We start from the raw sequence: 17,227 nt of genomic DNA on the forward strand, positions 1-17,227 counted from the left end.
GCGGGCTACTTCTGGCGGGCGAGGGTGACGAGGCGGTCCATCTGGGCCCAGCCGTCGGCGTCGGCCATCGGGGTGCGGACGTAGATCATGGTGACCTCCTCGGGGGTGCCCTCCATCGTGGTGACCGCGAGCCACGTGGTCACCGGCCTGGCGCCCGGGTAGGTGACCTCGACCCGCCAGATCGAGGGGTGGGCGGCGTTGGTCTGGACCGTGATCCCTGTCTGCCGACGGGCGCAGGCGTCCACGCCCGCCCCGAGCCGGGCCGCCTCGGCGCGCGCCCGGTCGGGGCCGTCCATGAGCCGGACCCTCTGCTTGCCCAGGAACGTGCCGTTGACCTGGTCGGCCACCGAGACGATGCCGAACCGGCCGGCGGTGGTGGTCGTGTCCATGCCGGTGTCGAGGTCGCACTCGTGGATGGCCGCCCCGCCCTCCCAGTCCGTGGTCACCGCGTGGGTGCCGTGCCCCTGGGAGATCGCGGCCGAGGACCACTGTGAGGCCGCGACGAACAGGCTGGAGGACAGCAGCGGCCGCGTCCCGGCGACGGGCATGGACTCGTTGCGGGCGACCGGGGCGGAGCCGGAGCCACCGGTCGTCGCGGGCGAGGCGCCGACGCCGCCGACCAGCCGGCGCTGGGCGACCGAGGCGATGTCCTGCACCTGCGTCGTGGTCCACCGGTGCTTTCCGCCCTCGCCGGGCTCGATGACCGAGATCAGGCCGACCTTGCCGCCGGCATGGGTGACGACGTACCAGGCGGTGCTCGCCGGGCCGACGGCGCTGAACACCTTGGGCCAGGCGGAGTCGGCCACGATCGAGACCTTCGGCGGCTTCACCGGCGCCCCGCCGCTGGAGCAGGCCAGCAGCTGGCTCACCAGCTCGTCCGCCTGCCGGTCACCCGCGGCGGCCGAGGCGTTGTCGTAGACCCGCTGGTCGCCCTGGAGGCCGGCCGACTCGGCCACGACCTCCTGGGCGCGGGACCGCGTGCCGGGCTCCCCCACGTTCGCGCAGTCCGGCACCGCCCCGCCGCCGGACTCCTTGAAGTCGCTCACGACCACGGTCTCGGTGATCCCCAGGGCCCGCTGCCACTCGGCCGAGACCGGGAGCTCGCCGGCCACCGGCAACGGCAGGCCCGGGTCCTGCGTGGCGGAGGCCGACGGGGTCGAGGGGCCGGTCGAGGCGGTCGAGGTCGTGCTGCGGCTGTGCCCGGCGGGCTGCAGGGACGCGGTGCGCCCCACCCCGCTGAAGCCGACGTAGCCCAGGACGAGCACCGCCGCGGCAGCGGCCGCGGTCGCGGTGAGCACCGTGCGGCGCCGACGGGCGGACCCGCGGGCCTTGACGAAGCGGACGTCGGCCAGCTCCAGCGTCTCCACATCGCGGCGCAGGGTGGCCAGTGCCCCCCGCACGACCGCGTCGTCGGCTGCGGACCAACGGTCCTGACCCAGCTCAGCCATGGTGGTGCTCCTCTGAACGCAGGGCCGCTGCGAGCAGGCCCCGGCCGCGGTGCAGGCGCGCCTTGATGGTGCCTGCGGGGGTGTTGGTCTCGTGGGCGATCTGGTCGATGGACAGATCCGCCAGGTAGTGCAGCGCCACGGCCTCACGGACCGGCCCGGGCAGCTCGCGCAGGGCCGCGAGGACCGCCACGCGGTCCTCGCTGGGTCCCTCCGTGCTCTCCGTCGCGCCGTGGCGCACGTAGGCCCGGTCCTGCCCGCTGCTCTTGCGCCACGCGGAGATGGCCAGACGGCGGGCGACCGTGCGCACCCAGGCCATCGGGTCGTCATACGACTGCACCTTGTCCCAGCGCTGCCAGGCCCGGCTGAACGCCTCCTGGGTGCAGTCCTGCGCCAGTGTCAGGTCGCCGGTCGAGACGTAGACGACGTGGATCACCGACCGGACGCCCCGTCGGTAGAACTCGTCGAACTCGCGCTCGCTGTCGCCGGCGCTGCCCTTCATCACACCTCCTGTGCCCCCGAGCCACCCCCGGCCCGGTGGGCCGTCGGGGGAGCAGACGCGGGCCGCCCCGTGAAGGTTGCCGGGATCACAGGGAAATCCTGTGAAACCGGCGCGGTCGCGGCGCGCCGTCGCCGCCGTGCCCGGGCCGAGCCGGGACCATGGGAGGCGCCATGAGTGTGCTCGAGCGCCCCCGCCAGACCAGTGCCCGCCCCGCGACCGCAGGGCGGGGGCGATGGGGCCTGCGGGCCCGGGCCGCCGGTGCGGGGATCTCGGCCGCCGTTCTCGGGCTGCTCACCATGTGCCTGCCGAGCCTGCTGGTGTGGGTGGCCAGCCCGCAGAGCAGCGTGCCGTGGACCACCGCGTTCGGCATCGGCTCGCACGTGTGGCTGCTCGCCCACGGCGTCGACCTCGCGGCCGGCGCCGCCCGCATCTCCCTCGTCCCGCTGGGGCTGACCGTGGTGCCCGTGGGCATCGGGGTGGTCGCGTGCCGCCGCGTGCTCTCGGGCTTGGAGGACGTCCGGCCCGCGCGCTTCCTGAGCTGGGGTGCGCTGCGCAAGGACGTCGCCGACGTGGGCCTGGGCTTCGCCGGTGCGTATGCCGTGTGCGGGCTCGTCGTCTCCCTCACCGCCGGTGCCGCGCCGCTGCACACCAGCGCCGTCGAGGCGCTGCTGAGCACCCTGGCGCTGGCCCTGGCCACGTGGGTGCTCGCCGTCGTCGTCGAGTTCCGCGGCGAGGTGGCCGGCGTGGCCCCGGACCTGGCCGACCGGCTGCGCGCGGTGCTGCCCGTCTTCGTCCGCAAGGCCCTGCGACCGGCCGTGTGGGGCGCGGTGTGTGCGGTCCTGCTCGGCGCCGCCCTGGTCCTGGCGGTCGTCGGGGTGCATGCCCACCGCGTCGGCCAGCTCTACTCGGCGCTGCAGCCGGGGGTGGTCGGCAGCACGGTGCTCAGCCTCGCGCAGCTGATGGCCCTGCCGAACCTCGCGCTGTGGGCCCTGTCCTGGATGGCCGGGCCCGGCTTCGCCGTCGCCGAGGGGTCTGCGGTCACGTGGACGCACTCCGACCCCGGCCTGCTGCCGCTGGTGCCGGTGCTGGGTGCGCTGCCCGACCCCGGCCAGATGCCCGGCATGCTGCGCCTCGCGGTGCTCGGCCCGATGCTCGTCGGAGGCCTCGTGGCCGGGCGCAGCATCCGCCAGGTGACCCGGCTGGCGTCCTGGCAGGCCAAGGCCAAGGTGGCCGCGGCCGCCTGCCTGATCTGCTCGCTGCTGCTCGCCGCGGCGACGTGGCTGGCCGACGGCGCGCTCGGCGCGGGCCAGCTCGGCTTCGTCGGGGCCGACCCGGTGCTGGCCGGACTGGCGCTGCTCGGGGAGCTGCTCGTCGGGGCCGCGCTGGTCGTCGGCGTCTCGCAGTGGCGCGCCCACGGCTGGCGCGTCCGGCGCTGACCGCCCGCGGCGTCGCCCGACGTCGCCCGAACGGGTCAGGGCCGACTGACGCCCCAGCCGGTGAGCACGCCGTTGAGCCCGGCGTAGAGGTCGGTGCGGCACTGGGCCGCCGCCGTGGACGTGTTCGCACCGACGATGCAGTCCTGGTAGCTCTTCGAGGTGTCGTAGAAGGCGAAGGGCAGGACCGCCAGCACCGTCATGGCCACCGTCAGGGCCAGCCCCATCGCGGTCCAGGTGACGACGCGCGCCGGAGCCCGTCCACCCCTCATCGCCCGGAGCCCGCGGACCGACTCCACCAGCGCCATCCCGAGCGGGAGGAGGGCCAGCGCCGTCCACGGCAGCGGCACCCCGGCGGCCAGGGCGCCGAGCAGCATCAGCAGACCGGCGCGGCGGGCATGCCGGGCGCCGGGGACGAGGATCCGCTCGGGGCGGGTGGACGGCACGGGGTTCTCCTGGGTCGGGTGGGGCGGGTGCGTCCCCATCGTCTCCCAGCGAGGCCCGGTTCGTGCACAGGACCCTCGTCCCGTGCTGGCGCAGCGTGTTGCGATGGAGCGGTGCCGGCGGGCCGGTCCTGTCCGGGGCGGGGCCACCTGCCGGCGGCTCCCGTGGCCGCTCGCCCTCCCGATCCGCGGACGGCCTCCGGGGCCACCGGGGGCGTCGGATATCGTCTGTGCACGTGACGAGCCTGCCGGACCTCGGTGTCGTGCCCGAGCCCCGCGACATCGTCGTCCTCGTCTCCGGCTCGGGCACCAACCTGCAGGCGCTGATCGACGCCATCGCGGCCGAGCCCCTCTACGGCGTGCGGATCGCCGCCGTGGGCGCCGACCGGGACGGCATCGAGGGCCTGGCGCGCGCGCAGCGCGCGGGCATCCCCACCTTCGTCTGCCGGGTCGAGGACCACGCCAGCCGCGAGGAGTGGGATGCCGCGCTGGCAGCCGAGGTCACGGCATACCGGCCGCTGCTCGTCGTCTCGGCCGGCTTCATGAAGATCCTCGGTCCGACGTTCCTCGGCTCCGGCTTCACCACGATCAACACCCACCCCGCCCTGCTGCCGGCGTTCCCCGGCGCGCACGGGGTGCGGGACGCGCTCGCCTACGGCGTGAAGGTCACCGGCTGCACCTGCCACGTCGTGGACTCCGGCGTCGACACCGGCCCGATCATCGACCAGGTCGTGGTCGGGGTCGAGGACGACGACACCGTCGAGTCCCTGCACGAGCGCATCAAGGCTGTCGAGCGGTCCCTGCTCGTCGAGACCGTGGGCCGCATGGTCCGCGACGGGTTCTCCATCCACGAACGAAAGGTCACCCTGGCGTGAGCACCACAGGTCAGCGTCCGATCACCCGAGCCCTCATCTCCGTCTACGACAAGAGCGGGCTGGAGGATCTGGCGCGTGGCCTGCACGACGCCGGGGTCTCCCTCGTCTCCACCGGCTCGACGGCCGCGCGGATCGCCGACGCCGGGGTGCCGGTGACGCGGGTGGAGGAGCTGACCGGCTTCCCCGAGTGCCTCGACGGCCGGGTCAAGACGCTGCACCCGCGTGTGCACGCGGGGATCCTGGCGGACATGGGCAACCCCGACCACGTCGCGCAGCTGGCCGACCTCGGGGTCGAGCCGTTCGACCTGGTCGTGACCAACCTCTACCCGTTCACCGACACGGTCGCCTCGGGTGCCTCCCCGGGGGAGTGCATCGAGCAGATCGACATCGGCGGGCCCTCCATGGTGCGCGCGGCGGCCAAGAACCACGCCAGCGTGGCGATCGTGACAGACCCCGGCCTCTACGGCTCGGTGCTCGTGGCCGCCCGCGGCGGCGGCTTCACCCTCGAGCAGCGCAAGACCCTGGCCGCCCAGGCCTTCGTGCACACCGCGACCTATGACGTGGCCGTCGCGTCGTGGATGGGCAACGTCGTCACCGACAGCTCCGACGGCACCGGCTTCCCGGCGTGGATGGGCGCGACGTGGGACAAGCAGCACGTGCTGCGCTACGGCGAGAACCCGCACCAGCGGGCGGCGTTGTACACCAATGGTTTCCAGCCCGAGCCGGGGCTGGCCCAGGCCGAGCAGCTGCACGGCAAGGAGATGTCCTACAACAACTACGTCGACGCCGACGCGGCCCGACGCGCGGCCTACGACCACGACGCGCCCACCGTCGCCATCATCAAGCACGCCAACCCGTGCGGTATCGCGGTCGGTGCCGACCACGCCGAGGCGCACCGCCGCGCGCACGCGTGCGACAGCGTCTCCGCGTTCGGAGGCGTGATCGCGGCCAACGGCACGGTCACCGCCGAGATGGCCCGGCAGGTCGCCGACGTCTTCACCGAGGTCGTCGTCGCGCCGGACTTCGAGCCGGAGGCGCTCGAGATCCTGACGGCGAAGAAGAACATCCGCCTGCTCAAGGCCGCCGCGCCCTCGCGGGGCGGGGTCGAGCTGCGGCCGATCTCCGGCGGCCTGCTGCTGCAGTCCCGCGACGCCCTCGATGCCGAGGTCGAGGACGGCGGCGACGCGGCCTCCCGCTGGCGCCTGGTGGCCGGCGAGGCCGCCGACGAGGCGACGCTGAGCGACCTCGAGTTCGCCTGGCGCGCCATCCGCGCGGTGAAGTCCAACGCGATCCTGCTGGCCGACGAGGGCGCCACCGTCGGCATCGGCATGGGCCAGGTCAACCGGGTCGACTCCTCGCGCCTGGCCGTAAGCCGCGCCGGCGAGGAGCGGGCCCGTGGTGCGGTCGCCGCCTCGGACGCGTTCTTCCCCTTCGCCGACGGCCTCCAGGTGCTGCTCGACGCCGGCGTCCGCGCCGTGGTGGCCCCCGGTGGCTCGATGCGCGACGCCGAGGTCATCGAGGCCGCCCAGGCGGCCGGGGTGACGATGTACTTCACGGGCACCCGCCACTTCGCCCACTGAGCGGGACCGACGCGTGACCGACCCCCTGCCCCACCCGAGTCCCCGGAAGGACCACCGATGACCGCGATCGTCATGGACGGCAAGGCCACCCTGGCCACGATCAAGGGCGAGCTGAAGGCCCGCATCGCCGCGCTGCGCGAGCAGGGCGTCGTGCCGGGGCTGGGCACGGTCCTGGTCGGGGACGACCCGGCCAGCCGCTGGTACGTCGGCGCCAAGCACAGGGACTGTGCCGAGGTCGGCATCGCCAGCCTCCAGCGCGAGCTGCCGGCGGGGTCCACCCAGGCCCAGGTCGAGGCGGTCGTCGACGAGCTCAACGCCGACCCGGCCTGCACCGGCTTCCTCGTGCAGCAGCCCACCGGGCTGGACGAGTTCGCGATCCTGTCGCGGGTCGACCCGCTCAAGGACGTCGACGGCCTGCACCCGATGAACCTCGGCTGGCTGGTCCTCGGCCGTCCGGCGCCGCTGCCGGCCACGCCGAGCGGGGTGATCGAGCTGCTGCGCCGCTACGACGTGCCGATCGCCGGCGCCGAGGTGTGCGTCATCGGCCGCGGGCTGACCGTCGGCCGCCCGCTGGGGCTGATGCTCACCCGCCGCAGCGAGAACGCCACCGTCACGCTGTGCCACACCGGCACCCGCGACCTGGCCTCGCACGTCCGGCAGGCCGACATCGTCGTCGCGGCGGCCGGGGTGCCGGGCATCGTCACCGCCGACATGGTCAAGCCGGGGGCCGCCGTCCTCGACGTGGGGGTCAGCCGGGTCCCCGGCCCGGACGGCAAGTCCCGCGTCGCCGGCGACATCGACCCCGGCGTGGCCGAGGTGGCCGGTTGGCTCACGCCCAACCCCGGCGGAGTCGGCCCGATGACGCGAGCATGCCTGCTGACCAACGTCGTCGAGGCCGCCGAACGGCAGGCGGCCGCTGCCGGATGAAGCGGCTGACCTGGGTCCCGCCGCGCCTGGGCGTCTGGTGGGTGGTGGCGCTCGGCCTCGCAGCCGGGCTCCTCGTGATGGTGCTCGGCCACGTGCGCAGCGGCGGCTTCGTGTTCGCCGGGACGCTGATGGTGGCCGGCATCCTGCGGCTGGTGCTGCCCGCCTCCCGGGCGGGCGGCCTGGCCGTGCGCTCGCGCGTCGTCGACGCGGCCACCTACTTCGGGCTCGGCCTGGCGCTGACCGCGATCGTCGCGACCCTGGACCTCACCCCCCGCTGAGCCGCCTCACGGGCGCGACGCCCGCGACGTGAGGACCACCTCGTCGGGCGAGACGTGCACGTGCCGCCGGGTGTCCGTGGCCGACCCGACGGCCTCGGCGATCTGCTCGAGCAGCAGGTTGACCCCGGCCTCCGTGGGCTTGGCCTGCGGCCACATCGGCTGGGCGACCGCCTCGCGCGCCCACACGGCCCCGGCGAGGGCGCCGCGGTCGAGGTGCACGACGACCCCCGGCTCCAGGCGGTGCCCCGACCAGGAGGTCAGCCTGATGATGCTGCTCCAGTTGTCGATCTGCGCCTCGGGCGCCACGGCGCCCAGCTTCTCCCGGAAGATCGTGTTCGGCTCGTCAATGCGCTCGGAGGGGCTCATCGCCCCGAGGCTACGTGACCGTCCTGGGCGGCCGCCGACCCCGGGGTGGGGCCGCCCCGGCCCGGGAGACGTGCCGCGGCGGGTGAGCACCCGGCATACCGGGGCCGGACACGACACTGCCCCCTCCGCGGTGCGGAGGGGGCAGCGGCGTCAGCGGGGGTCGGCTCAGATGAGGCCGAGCGCCTTGACCGCGTCGCGCTCCTCGATGAGCTCGGCGGCGGTGGCGTCCATCTTGGCGCGCGAGAACTCGTCGATCTCCAGGCCCTGGACGATCTCCCAGTCGCCGCCCTTGGTGACGACGGGGTAGGAGTAGATCAGGCCCTCGGGCACGCCGTACTCGCCGGTGGAGCGCACGGCCATCGAGACCCAGCTGCCCTCGGGGCTGCCGGTGATCCAGTCGCGGGCGGCGTCGATGGTGGCCGAGGCTGCGGAGGCGGCCGAGGAGGAGCCCCGGGCCTCGATGATCGCGGCGCCGCGCTTGGCGACGGTCGGGATGAAGTCGTTCTCGATCCACGCCTGGTCGTTCACGACCTCGGCGGCGTTCTTGCCGTTGATCTCCGCGTGGAAGATGTCGGAGTACTGGGTGGCCGAGTGGTTGCCCCAGATCGTCATCTTCTTGATCTCGCTGACGGTCACGCCGGCCTTCTTGGCCAGCTGCGAGAGCGCCCGGTTGTGGTCCAGGCGGGTCAGCGCGGAGAAGCGCTCCTGCGGGATGTCGGGCGCGTTGTGCATCGCGATGAGGGCATTGGTGTTGGCCGGGTTGCCGGTCACGCCGATGCGGATGTCGTCGGCCGCGACCTCGTTCAGGGCCTTGCCCTGCGCGGTGAAGATCGCGCCGTTGGCCTCGAGCAGGTCGCCGCGCTCCATGCCCTTGGTGCGCGGGCGGGCGCCGACGAGCAGCGCCAGGTTGGCGCCGTTGAAGATGTGGGTGGCGTCGTCGCCGATCTCGACGCCGGCCAGGGTCGGGAACGCGCAGTCCTCGAGCTCCATGACGACGCCCTCGAGGGCCTTCAGCGCGGGGGTGATCTCCAGCAGCCGCAGCTCGACCGGGGTGTCCGGGCCGAACAGGGCACCGCTGGCGATGCGGAAGAGCAGGCTGTAGCCGATCTGGCCGGCGGCGCCGGTGACGGCGACCTTGACGGGGGTAGTGCTCACGGGGAGAGGCCCTCCAGGCTCGCGGGTGAGGATACGTGGCGACGTTAGCAGTGCTCAGCGGCGTGTCGGACCGCTGGTTGCGCGCTGTGACGCACCAGACCCGGTATGTCGGGTGGTCGCCTCGCGCGGCCGGGCCGCGGCCCACAGGACCGCAGACCGTCCTCAGCCTCCCGCGGTGACGTAGCCCTGGCCGTCGTCGGACACGGTGACCACGAGTGCAGTTGTCCTGCCGAGGCCGTCGGTGACCACACAGGCGTAGTCGTTGCCGTACTTGTGCGCGCAGGTCACGTCCTGGGCCCCGCGGAGGCTCTTGAGGTCCGACTCCAGGAAGCGTACGTCGTGGAGGTCGTCGGGGTGGGAGTGCGACCCTGCCCACGCGAGCCAGGCCAGACCCCCGAAGAAGAGGATCAAGAGCGCTCGAACGATGCTTGCGTCCATCCGGAAGGCCGGCGGCTCGACATGGGGGATGTCTTCCCTACGGCGGCTCATCGGGCCTCCGCGCTCTTTGGTCACCGTCGACCGGTCGGCGGATGTGCGGCCGTCCAGCTCCGAACCGCAGACGTCCGCTGTTGCAGACCACTGTGCGGGATGATCACCGCCTGAGGTTCAGCCCGCGGCGCGGACGCCCCGTGAGGTGAGGGGCGGCATACCGGCGCTGGTCAGGCGGGGTGGGGCAGGCCGGTGACCTCGATCTCCTCGCGGTGCACGCCGGTGAGCACCGCGTAGGTCGCTCCGGCGATCGCCGCACCCACCAGCGGGGCCACCCAGAACAGCCACAGCTGGCCGACGGCGCCGTTGCCGTTGAAGAACGCCACGCCGGTCGAGCGGGCCGGGTTGACCGAGGTGTTCGTGACCGGGATCGAGATGAGGTGGATCAGGGTCAGCGACAGGCCGATCGCCAGCGGCGCGAAGCCGATCGGGGCACGGGTGTCCGTGGCGCCGAGGATGACGTAGAGGAAGAACGCGGTGAGCACCACCTCGGTGACCAGCGCCGCGAGCAGGGAGTAGCCGCCGGGGGAGTGCACGCCGTAGCCGTTGGCGGCCATGTGGCCGACGCGGCTGAAGCCGGGCTTGCCGTTGGCGATGATGACCAGCACGCCCCCGGCGACGAGGCCGGCGAAGACCTGGGTGACGACGTACGCCGGCACGTCCCGCCACGGGAAGCGCCGGGCCACGGCCAGGCCGACCGTGACCGCCGGGTTGAAGTGCGCGCCGGAGATGTGGCCGACCGCGTAGGCCATGGTCAGCACGGTGAGGCCGAAGGCCAGGGCAACGCCGAAGAAGCCGATGTTCACCTGCACCCTGCCGGGCGAGGCGAAGGTGGCGGCGAGCACGGCGCTGCCGCAGCCGCCGAGGACGAGCCAGAACGTGCCGAGGAACTCGGCGGCGAGCTTGTGGGTGGTGAGCGGCTGACGGGTGTTGGTGGTCAAGGGGAGCCCTCCCCGGGTCCGGCGGCCGGTGGCCGCGTGGCTGCGTGGAAACCTGCCGGTCCACGCCAGCACAGGCCTGCCGCGCGCACCTCGGCCAGAGGGCGCAGGTGCGGGTCATGGGCACGTTCGACCGACGTCGCGCGGCTTGTCCGGGCTTTCCGTGCGCGAACCGTCGCGACGCCGGTCCGGCGTCCCGTTTCCGGGGCCGTATGCGCGGAGGCGGGCGACCGGTGGTCGCCCGCCTCCGCGGGTGGTGCCGTACGGGTGCGCCCGCAGGCGCTCGTGGGGTGCGGGTCAGCCGACCTTGGCGACGGCTGCCAGGGCCGCGTTGAAGGTGGCCGACGGGCGCATCACGGCGGAGGCCTTGGCCGGGTCGGGGCGGAAGTAGCCACCGATGTCGGCCGGGTGGCCCTGCACCGCGATCAGCTCGGCGGCGATGGCCTCCTCGTTCTCGGCCAGGGAGCGGGCGATCGGGGCGAACGCCTCGGCCAGATCGGTGTCCTCACCCTGCTTGGCCAGCTCGTCAGCCCAGAAGTGGGCCAGGTAGAAGTGGCTGCCGCGGTTGTCGATCTGGCCCACCTTGCGGGCCGGGCCCTTGTTCTCGTTGAGCAGCCGCTCGGTGGCGCGGTCGAGGGTGTCGGCCAGCACCAGGGCGCGCGCGTTGTCCGTGGTCGTGGCCATGTGGCGCAGGCTCTCGGCCAGGGCGAGGAACTCGCCCAGGCTGTCCCAGCGCAGGTAGTTCTCGGCCACGAGCTGCTGCACGTGCTTGGGGGCCGAGCCGCCGGCGCCGGTCTCGAACAGGCCGCCGCCGTTCATGAGCGGCACGACGGAGAGCATCTTGGCACTGGTGCCGAGCTCCAGGATCGGGAACAGGTCGGTGTTGTAGTCACGCAGCACGTTGCCGGTCACCGAGATGGTGTCCTCGCCGCGGCGGATGCGCTCGACCGACAACTTCGCCGCCTCGACCGGGGACAGGATCTGGAGGTCCAGACCCTCGGTGTCGTGCTCGGGCAGGTAGGCCCGCACCTTGGCGATGAGGTTGGCGTCGTGCGCGCGGGTCTCGTCCAGCCAGAACACCGCGGGCGTCTGCGAGGCGCGGGCGCGGGTCACGGCCAGCTTGACCCAGTCGCGGATCGGGGCGTCCTTGGTCTGGCACGCGCGCCAGATGTCACCGGGCTCGACGTCGTGCGACATGAGCACCTCGCCGGCGGAGTTGACGACCTCGACGCGGCCGGCCTCGGTGATCTCGAAGGTCTTGTCGTGGCTGCCGTACTCCTCGGCCTTCTGCGCCATGAGGCCGACGTTGGGCACCGAGCCCATCGTCGTGGGGTCGTACGCGCCGTGGGCGCGGCAGTCCTCGATGACGGCCTGGTAGACGCCGGCGTAGGAGCTGTCCGGGATGACGGCCAGGGTGTCGTGCTCCTGACCGTCCGGGCCCCACATGTGGCCGGAGGTGCGGATCATGGCCGGCATCGAGGCGTCGACGATGACGTCGCTGGGGACGTGCAGGTTCGTGATGCCCTTGTCCGAGTTGACCATCGCCAGGCGCGGGCCGTCGGCCAGGCCCTTCTCGATGGCCGCGCGGACCTCGTCGCGGACGTCCTCGGGGAGGGCGTCCAGGCCGCCCAGGATCGAGCCGAGGCCGTTGTTGGGGCTCAGGCCGGCCGCCTTGAGCTGCTCGCCGTAGGTCTCGAAGACCTCGGGCAGGAAGGCGCGCACGACGTGGCCGAAGATGATCGGGTCCGAGACCTTCATCATCGTCGCCTTGAGGTGCACGGAGAACAGGACGTCCTCGGCCTTGGCGCGGGCGACCTGCTCCTTGAGGAAGGCGTCCAGGGCCGCGGCGCGCATCACGGTGGCGTCGACGACCTCGCCCTCGAGGACCTTCAGGCCGTCCTTGAGCACCGTGGTGCCGGAGGCGCCGACGTGCTGGATGGTCAGGGTGTCGGCGGCGGGCAGGACCACGGACTGCTCGTTGGAGCGGAAGTCGTTGGCGCCCATCGTCGCGACGTTGGTCTTCGAGTCGGCCGACCACGCGCCCATGGAGTGCGGGTGCTTGCGGGCGTAGTTCTTGACCGCGAGCGGGGCCCGGCGGTCGGAGTTGCCCTCACGCAGGACCGGGTTGACCGCGCTGCCCTTGACGCTGTCGTAGCGGGCGCGGGCGTCGCGCTCGGCGTCGGTGCGGGGCTCGTCCGGGTAGTCGGGCAGGGCGTAGCCCTGGGCCTGCAGCTCGGCGATGGCCGCCTTGAGCTGGGGCACCGACGCCGAGATGTTCGGCAGCTTGATGATGTTGGCCTCGGGGGTGGTCGCCAGCTGGCCGAGCTCGGCCAGGGCGTCGCCCACCTGCTGCTCCTTCGGGAGCAGGTCGTCGAAGGCGGCGATGATCCGGCCGCCCAGCGAGATGTCGCGGGTCTCGACGTCGACACCCGCCGTCGCTGCGAAGGCCTCGATGACCGGCAGGAACGAGTAGGTCGCCAGCATGGGCGCCTCGTCGGTGAGGGTGTAGATGATCTTGGCCATGAACGCGGCTCTCTCTCCCGGGGAATCGTGTCAACGCTCGAGGGTGCGCCGGCGCCGTTCAGGCTAACGCCGGAGCCTCACTCTCGGACATATATCTTGACATCAAGATAACGGCGTCTCAACCCCGGGTGGCCCCGGCGTGGCCGGCCTCACCCTCGCGGCTCACCATCGAGGCTCGTCCGGCCGGGGGTGGGCCGGCAGCGGGTGGTCCTCGGGGTGGATGACGTAGACGAGGCCCCCGGAGCGGCCCCAGACCCTCTCGAACCCGGCCCGGTCGTAGGTCGTGCGCACCGCGTCGTCGTCCGGCTGCTCATGGGAGGCCGGGTCGTTGACCACGACGTCGCCGCGCTCGTCGAAGCCCACGACCACCAGCAGGTGCCCGTCGGTGTCGTAGCCGGCGCCCTCGAGCTCCTCCTCCCGGAAGGCGACCGACGCCACCAGCGGGATCCCGGCGGCGGTGAACAGCTCGGCGTCGTGGAGGCTGCGCAACCGGGTCACGAACCCGCGCAGGCCGCGCTGGCCGGCATACGCGGTGTTGAACGACCAGTTGCCGGCGCCCCCGTAGGCGTGGTCGAACACGGCCCGCACCGCGTGGACCACCTGCGGGCGCGCGTTGCCCTCCTCGACCCAGGCCAGCTCCTCCGGCGTCGGCCCGGCGCCCCAGTGGTCGAGCACCATGGCCATCGAGGTCGCCGAGCACCACGTGGCGCCGCCGCCCCACTCCGGGTGGTCGCCGCGGTGCCGCTGCTGGCTGTATGCCGGGACCTCCAGGGCGTGGGCCGCCCCGCCGGGGCGGTCGGCCGGCTCCACCGGCCCGTGCGGGCGCATCGAGGCGACGGCGCCGATCGAGCGCAGGAGGGGCCGGGCGTCGCTGTCCACCGGGCGCAGGAGGACGGCGCGCAGCTGCCAGCCGTGGGCTCGGACCGCCTCGCTGGCCACGAGGGTGTCGGTGTGGACCTCGGCCTGGCCGTCCTTCTGGCCGGGCACGCTGGTGCGGTGCAGGCCGTCGGGGCCGGAGGCCCACCGGGCGAGGACGAACCACCCGGTCTGCATGCCGCCGTCGAGGTCGAGCCGGGCCTCGACCTGCAGCCACGACCCGTCCGGGGTCTCGGCGTCCCAGCTCGGCACGAGCTCGCGCAGGGTGAACGAGGTGCGCACCACCGGCGAGGTCCACGTCGCGGACTGGTAGCCGCGGGTCGGCTCGTCGCTGAACGGGTCGGTGTGGTCGAGCTCCCCGTCGAAGTCCTCGAAGGTGATCTCTGTGTCGCAGAAGCTGTGGTAGGCGGCGTGTTTCACGCGTGGGGCTCCTCGGCCTCGTCAGGGAACAGCCGGCGGGAGCCGGAGCCGTCAGCGGACAGCACGTCGTCCGGGTTGTACAGGCGGCAGGTCTGCAGCGACAGGCACCCGCAGCCGATGCAGCTGGTGAGGTCGTCGCGGACCCGCTCGAGGTCGGCGATGCGCTGGTCGATCACCGGTCGCCAGCGGGCCGACATGCGGCCCCACTGCTCCTTGGTGGGCGCGGCCTCGGGGTCGACGATCGAGAACGCCTCGCCGATCTCCTCCAGGCTCAGCCCGACCCGCTGCGCGGCGCGGATCACGGCCACCCGGCGCAGCACCGCGCGGCGGAAGCGGCGGCGGTCACCGGCGGTGCGCGTGCTGCTGATCAGGCCGAGCGACTCGTAGTACCGCAGGGCCGAGGGGGCCACCCCGGAGCGGGCCGCCACCTGGCCGATCGTCAACAGCTCCGCGACCATCCGGCCTCCCACCTCAAGCTCACTTGAGCTCCAGCCTACGCGTCTGGGGAGGTCAGGCCTGGCGGGAGGCGCGAAGGACGAAGTCGGCGAGGTCGCGGCTCTGCTGCAGCCGGGACGGCTCGTGGACGTACATCATGTGCCCGGCCTCGTAGAAGGCGTGCTCGATGTTGGCGTGGAGCTCCGCCGGGATCGCCAGGTGGGCGAGCACGTCCTGTGCGGCGTAGTACGGCGTGGCCCCGTCGTGGTAGCCGTACGCGACGTGGACCATCAGGTGGGGGTTGGCCCGCATCGCCCGGGCCAGGCGCGGCGTCACGTCGACCGCCTTGCCCTCGAAGTCCTTGTAGGACCAGGGGTGCACGCTGCTGGCGATCTGCTCGTAGTGCAGGTCGTTCTCGTAGCCGAGCTCGTCACGCACGTAGTGGTTGAGCGCCGCGGCGTAGGGCCCGGCGATCGCATCGTGCGAGGGGTCGGCCTCGAGCTGCTCGGCGATCCCGCTGGCCCACGGCCCGGTGAAGCGCGAGTCGAGCCGGCCGACGACCTTGCCCTCGTCCCGCAGCAGCTCGGTGAAGAAGCGCACGTGCTCCAGCCGCAGGTCGGCCCTCAGGACGTAGTCCGTGCTGAGCCCGGTCAGGCGCGCGAGGGTCTCGGCGGCCTCCTGCCGCTGCGCGGCGGTGAGCCGGTTGCCACGCGAGAGGACCCACGGGTAGTCGCGCTCGGCATACTGCTCGGCCTCGGCGAGCACCGTCCTCAGGCTCTTGCGGCCGTGCTTGCCGTGGTAGTGCGCGACGGCGGCGTAGGTCGGCAGGAAGTTGACGTGGGCGCGGTCGTCCGGCTCGTGCAGGCCGATGGAGCCGAGGTCGAGGACGCTGGAGATGAGCACGATCCCGTTGAGGTACATGCCGTAGCGGCTCTGCAGGTGGTCGGCGAGCGCGGCCGCGCGCAGCGTTCCGTAGGACTCGCCGGCGAGGAGCTTGGGCGACATCCAGCGCTTGTTGCGCGAGGTCCACAGCCGGATCAGCTCGCCGACGGACTCGATGTCGCCGCTGTAGCCGTGGTACTCCCCGGGCTTGCCGCCCTCGACCGCGCGGGAGTAGCCGGTGGAGACGGGGTCGATGAAGACGAGGTCGCTGACCGAGAGGAGTGACTCGGGGTTGTCGGCCATCGCGTAGGGCGGGGGTGCCAGGGCGCCGACGTCGCCCATGACGACCCGGCGTGGGCCGAACAGGCCCAGGTGCAGCCACACCGAGGACGAGCCGGGCCCGCCGTTGAAGGCGAACGTCACCGGACGCTTCGTGTCGCCGCCGTCGAGGACGTAGGAGGTCAGGAAGACCTCGGCCTTGGGCTTGAAGCCCTTGAAGACACCGTCCTCGTAGACCTCGTCGCGCAGGACGACGCGCCCGGTGGTCGCGGTGTAGCGCAGCGTGCGGCGCCCGACCCTGAGGGTGTGCCGGGTGCTCACCAGGTCGTCGACCGGCGGCGCGCCCGCGGTGATGGTCCCGGTGTCACCGTTGGTGTCGGTGGCCGCCGCGGAGTCGGTGGGCTGGTCCGGTGTGGTGTCGTCCTCGGGCACGAGGCCGACCCTAGTCCGGCGCCGGTCGCGCCGCCCGGTGATCGCGCGCCCGCCCGGGCAGGGATGATGTCGCCCATGCGTGTCATCACCGCCAACGTCAACGGCATCCGGGCCGCCGCCCGCCGCGGGGGCCTGTCCTGGCTGCACGAGGCCGCCCCGGACGTGCTCTGCCTCCAGGAGGTCCGGGCCAGTGACAAGCAGCTCGCCGGTGAGCTCGAGGCCGGCGGCTTCGGCGACTGGCACGTGGCGCACGCGGCCTGCGCGACGGCCGGCCGGGCCGGGGTGGCCGTGGTCACGCGGGACCCGCACGAGCGGGTGCAGGTCGAGCTGCCGGAGGTCGCGGAGTTCGGGTCCTGCGGTCGCTGGGTCGAGACCGACGTCGTCGTCGGCGGCCGGACCGTCACGCTGGTCTCGGTCTACGTCCACACCGGCGAGGCGGAGACCGAGCGCCAGGAGGAGAAGTACCGCTTCCTCGAGGCGATGACGACCCGCATGGCGGCGCTCGCGGCCGAGGGGGCACACGTCGTGGTCTGCGGTGACGTCAACGTCGCCCACCGCCCGGCGGACCTGAAGAACTGGAAGGGCAACCTCGGCAAGGCGGGCTTCCTGCCCGACGAGCAGGCCTACCTCGACAAGTGGCTCACCGACGGCACGTGGGTCGACGTGACCCGACGGTCCGCCGGGGACGTGGCCGGTCCCTACACGTGGTGGTCCTGGCGGGGGAAGGCGTTCGACAACGACGCCGGCTGGCGCATCGACTACCAGCTCGCGACGGCGCCGCTGGCCGACCTGGTGACCCGCACGTTCGTCGGCCGGGCCGACACGTATGCGCAGCGGTGGAGCGACCACGCTGCCGTGGTCACCGACTACGAGCTCTGAGCGCAGTCGGTCCGCGCACCCCCCCGGCTCTGGCGGCCCTCGTGGCAGCGAGCGACGGCGGCCCTGCTTG

General features: G+C 73.0%; 17 protein-coding genes. 6 read left to right on the top strand and 11 right to left on the bottom strand.

Annotated features, from left to right (window positions below):
* Positions 1-5 precede the first annotated feature (5 nt).
* Positions 6-1,448, bottom strand: a complete 1,443-nt coding sequence (locus tag AC3ANM_RS15525; RefSeq protein WP_488285317.1) for a hypothetical protein — start codon at positions 1,446-1,448, stop codon at positions 6-8.
* Positions 1,441-1,947, bottom strand: a complete 507-nt coding sequence (locus AC3ANM_RS15530) for a SigE family RNA polymerase sigma factor (RefSeq protein WP_488285318.1) — start codon at positions 1,945-1,947, stop codon at positions 1,441-1,443. Before AC3ANM_RS15530 ends, AC3ANM_RS15525 begins: the two co-directional genes overlap by 8 nt.
* Positions 1,948-2,117: 170 nt before the next feature.
* Between AC3ANM_RS15530 and AC3ANM_RS15535 the strand changes: the two genes are divergently transcribed.
* Complete coding sequence (locus tag AC3ANM_RS15535; RefSeq protein WP_488285319.1) at positions 2,118-3,383, top strand: cell division protein PerM; 1,266 nt, start codon at positions 2,118-2,120, stop codon at positions 3,381-3,383.
* A gap of 35 nt (positions 3,384-3,418) precedes the next feature.
* On the opposite strand, the gene AC3ANM_RS15540 is transcribed toward AC3ANM_RS15535, so the two are convergent.
* On the bottom strand, positions 3,419-3,826 hold the full coding sequence (locus AC3ANM_RS15540; protein ID WP_488285320.1) for a hypothetical protein: 408 nt from the start codon (positions 3,824-3,826) through the stop codon (positions 3,419-3,421).
* Between the two features lie 233 nt (positions 3,827-4,059).
* On the opposite strand from AC3ANM_RS15540, the gene purN reads away from it, so the two are divergent.
* The 4 genes from purN to AC3ANM_RS15560 are packed head-to-tail and all read left to right on the top strand — an operon-like array spanning position 4,060 to position 7,483.
* Complete coding sequence (purN, locus tag AC3ANM_RS15545) at positions 4,060-4,698, top strand: phosphoribosylglycinamide formyltransferase (RefSeq protein WP_488285321.1); 639 nt, start codon at positions 4,060-4,062, stop codon at positions 4,696-4,698.
* The gene (gene purH / locus AC3ANM_RS15550; RefSeq protein ID WP_488285322.1) at positions 4,695-6,278 is read left to right on the top strand and encodes a bifunctional phosphoribosylaminoimidazolecarboxamide formyltransferase/IMP cyclohydrolase; all 1,584 of its coding nucleotides are present in this window, start codon (positions 4,695-4,697) and stop codon (positions 6,276-6,278) included. The genes purN and purH overlap by 4 nt, the downstream gene beginning before the upstream one ends.
* Positions 6,279-6,335: 57 nt before the next feature.
* Complete coding sequence (locus AC3ANM_RS15555; RefSeq protein WP_488285323.1) at positions 6,336-7,205, top strand: bifunctional methylenetetrahydrofolate dehydrogenase/methenyltetrahydrofolate cyclohydrolase; 870 nt, start codon at positions 6,336-6,338, stop codon at positions 7,203-7,205.
* Positions 7,202-7,483, top strand: coding sequence for a DUF3017 domain-containing protein (locus AC3ANM_RS15560; RefSeq protein ID WP_488285324.1), 282 nt, complete (start codon positions 7,202-7,204; stop codon positions 7,481-7,483). The genes AC3ANM_RS15555 and AC3ANM_RS15560 overlap by 4 nt, the downstream gene beginning before the upstream one ends.
* 6 nt (positions 7,484-7,489) lie before the next feature.
* On the opposite strand, the gene AC3ANM_RS15565 is transcribed toward AC3ANM_RS15560, so the two are convergent.
* The 8 genes from AC3ANM_RS15565 to AC3ANM_RS15600 form a co-directional block, all read right to left on the bottom strand.
* Positions 7,490-7,849, bottom strand: a complete 360-nt coding sequence (locus tag AC3ANM_RS15565; protein ID WP_488285325.1) for a hypothetical protein — start codon at positions 7,847-7,849, stop codon at positions 7,490-7,492.
* A gap of 165 nt (positions 7,850-8,014) precedes the next feature.
* Complete coding sequence (locus AC3ANM_RS15570; protein ID WP_488285326.1) at positions 8,015-9,004, bottom strand: malate dehydrogenase; 990 nt, start codon at positions 9,002-9,004, stop codon at positions 8,015-8,017.
* A gap of 162 nt (positions 9,005-9,166) precedes the next feature.
* Positions 9,167-9,493, bottom strand: coding sequence for a hypothetical protein (locus AC3ANM_RS15575; protein ID WP_488285327.1), 327 nt, complete (start codon positions 9,491-9,493; stop codon positions 9,167-9,169).
* A 170-nt stretch (positions 9,494-9,663) separates the two neighbouring features.
* Positions 9,664-10,434 carry an aquaporin Z gene (aqpZ, locus tag AC3ANM_RS15580; protein ID WP_488285328.1) on the bottom strand — a complete coding sequence of 257 codons (771 nt, stop codon included), beginning with the start codon at positions 10,432-10,434 and terminating at the stop codon, positions 9,664-9,666.
* Between the two features lie 294 nt (positions 10,435-10,728).
* Complete coding sequence (locus tag AC3ANM_RS15585; protein WP_488285329.1) at positions 10,729-12,954, bottom strand: NADP-dependent isocitrate dehydrogenase; 2,226 nt, start codon at positions 12,952-12,954, stop codon at positions 10,729-10,731.
* A 162-nt stretch (positions 12,955-13,116) separates the two neighbouring features.
* Complete coding sequence (locus AC3ANM_RS15590) at positions 13,117-14,250, bottom strand: C39 family peptidase (RefSeq protein WP_488285330.1); 1,134 nt, start codon at positions 14,248-14,250, stop codon at positions 13,117-13,119.
* Positions 14,247-14,708 (bottom strand): redox-sensitive transcriptional activator SoxR, encoded by a 462-nt coding sequence (soxR, locus tag AC3ANM_RS15595; RefSeq protein ID WP_488285331.1) that lies wholly within the window; start codon positions 14,706-14,708, stop codon positions 14,247-14,249. Before soxR ends, AC3ANM_RS15590 begins: the two co-directional genes overlap by 4 nt.
* Before the next feature lie 52 nt (positions 14,709-14,760).
* Positions 14,761-16,278: a S10 family peptidase gene (locus tag AC3ANM_RS15600; RefSeq protein WP_488285332.1), complete on the bottom strand. Its 1,518-nt coding sequence runs from the start codon at positions 16,276-16,278 to the stop codon at positions 14,761-14,763.
* 75 nt (positions 16,279-16,353) lie between these two features.
* Between AC3ANM_RS15600 and AC3ANM_RS15605 the strand changes: the two genes are divergently transcribed.
* Positions 16,354-17,157: an exodeoxyribonuclease III gene (locus AC3ANM_RS15605; protein WP_488285333.1), complete on the top strand. Its 804-nt coding sequence runs from the start codon at positions 16,354-16,356 to the stop codon at positions 17,155-17,157.
* Positions 17,158-17,227 lie beyond the last annotated feature (70 nt).

The organism is Oryzihumus sp. JJN4-3R (assembly GCF_057747915.1).